The organism is Methylobacter sp. BlB1, from assembly GCF_015476545.1.
Lineage (GTDB): Bacteria > Pseudomonadota > Gammaproteobacteria > Methylococcales > Methylomonadaceae > Methylobacter.
Genome location: NZ_JADMKV010000074.1, coordinates 16,684 through 18,926, shown reverse-complemented (window position 1 = coordinate 18,926; position 2,243 = coordinate 16,684). Strand labels below are relative to the sequence as shown.

Sequence of the window (2,243 nt, the reverse complement as noted above, 5' to 3'; positions counted from 1 at the left end):
TCTGGCCGAACTTCCGGAACTGATCAGCAATTGGCAAGACCTGCGCCATGGCTCCTCGACTGAGTTTCCGGAACTGGCCTATTCATGATGAAGATCAGCATGAGGGCGATCCAAGACAAGAAGTTAATTTTTCGATTGCTCAATGAACCGATTGAAGATTGTGGAGGACTTTTCGAAAGGGTAGAAGGAAAAAGCTGGTGACGAGGGAAACATAAAATGAAAGCTCAAAAATTGACTATTGGGACTAATTTCTCACCCGTTTTGTATCCATTTCTGTCGAATGTCGGGCCAGGTTCGCCTACGCTTAGAAGGTCTTTTGCCGGTAATCGGACCCGGTTTTCTTAGAAGGAGCGTTAATTATTGACGTTATGGACAACAACTATGATTCCCGCGCTGCATAATTAAGCGGCGGGATCAGGGGCGGCATGTGGACGAATACAAGTTCATACGTTATGTCACTTGAAAAAGTTATCGTGCGGACTTTGGCTAGAGTGCATTTGATTATTTCGATGTTAACTTTTGTACGTTAGGAGGAGTCATGAAACACTTTGAGTCCCGCTCCGATCTGGCTTTGTTTGGGGCTCCGCCGGCGTTCCCGGAGCCGCTGCACGTCGGACGGCCGAACATGGGAAGCCAGGAAACCTTTCTGTCGTATATGAATGATATTTTTAACCGGCGCTGGTTGAGCAACAACGGCCCGCTGGTCCAGGAGTTCGAGCGTCTGTTGGCGGAATTCCTCGGTGTGAAACATTGCGTGGCCATGTGCAACGGTACGGTCGCACTGGAGATTGCGATTCGCGCGTTGGAGTTGAAGGGGGAGGTGATAATGCCGTCCTATACTTTTGTTGCAACGGCTCACGCGCTGCAATGGCAGGAGATTACCCCCGTGTTTGCGGATATCGATCCGAATACCCACAATCTCGATCCGGAGGCTGTGCTCAGGATGATTACGCCAAAAACCACCGGGATAATCGGCGTCCATTTATGGGGGCGCAGTTGTCCAGTAGATGATCTGCAGGCCATTGCCAATGATTATGGATTGAAGCTGATGTTTGACGCTGCCCATGCTTTCGGGTGTTCCTACAAAGGGGAAATGATTGGCGGTTTTGGCGAGTGTGAAGTCCTCAGCTTCCATGCCACCAAGTTTTTTAATACCTTCGAGGGTGGAGCCGTGGTCACCAGTAATGATGACCTCGCCAGAAAAATGCGGTTGATGAAGAACTTTGGCTTCTCGGGCTACGACAATGTGATTTATCCCGGCACGAACGGGAAAATGACCGAAATAGCTGCGGCGATGGGTTTAGTCAATCTTGATGCTATCGGCGAATTTGTCGAGGCTAACCGTCGTAATCATGAACGGTATTCCATGCAGCTGAATGAGATACAGGGAGTATCGGTCCTTGCTTATGACGACCGCGAACACAACAATTACCAATATGTGGTGGTTGAAGTCAGCGATGAATTACCCGTAAGCCGCGATGAGATCATTCATGCTCTCCATGCGGAGAATGTGCTGGCAAGACGGTACTTCTGGCCCGGATGCCATAATATGCAGCCTTATAAGGCGTTTTATCCCAACGCGGGAGTGATGTTGCCAAATACTAAAACGGTGGCAGATCGCGTCATCGTGTTGCCGACAGGGATAACTCTACCAGAAAGCGCAATAGATGTAGTCGCTTCGGTAATGCGATTACTAACGTCACAGTAGGAAGCCAAAATGATTACAACAGGCATGCAACCGTACCTTTTTCCATACATTGGATACTTCCAGTTATTGGAGTGCAGCGATATTTTTGTCATCGGAGATGACATGCAATATATAAAAGGAGGATGGATCAACAGGAATCGCATCTTGGTTGATCGGGAGCCCTGCTGGTTGACGTTTTCCATTCACGACGATTCAGCAGATTTGCCTATCAATCAAAGGTATTACGTCGAAGATCCGAATGTGCGCAGCAAGATCCTGAGGCGTATCGAGTGCGCTTATAGAAAAGCGCCGTACTTCAAGGATATTTACCCTGTTATCGCAGACATAATGAGCTTTGGTTCAAGCAATATCAGCGAGTTTAATACCAACGCTATCCGATGCTTGGCAAGCTTGCTGAACATTCAATGCCGAATTTTAGTGTCTTCTGAATTGAAGAAGAATAACTCACTGAAAGGTCAGGACCGTGTTATTGAGATCAACCGTTGTGTAGGTTCCAGTCATTATATAAATCCGATAGGCGGGATGGCGCTTTATA

The 2,243-nt window shown here is 47.8% G+C and carries 2 protein-coding genes; both read left to right on the top strand.

Annotated elements, in window-relative coordinates:
• Positions 1–538: 538 nt before the first annotated feature.
• Complete coding sequence (locus IT781_RS19285; protein WP_194971809.1) at positions 539–1,708, top strand: DegT/DnrJ/EryC1/StrS aminotransferase family protein; 1,170 nt, start codon at positions 539–541, stop codon at positions 1,706–1,708.
• Between the two features lie 9 nt (positions 1,709–1,717).
• On the top strand, positions 1,718–2,243 hold a 526-nt coding region (locus tag IT781_RS19280; RefSeq protein WP_194971808.1), incomplete at its 3' end, for a WbqC family protein.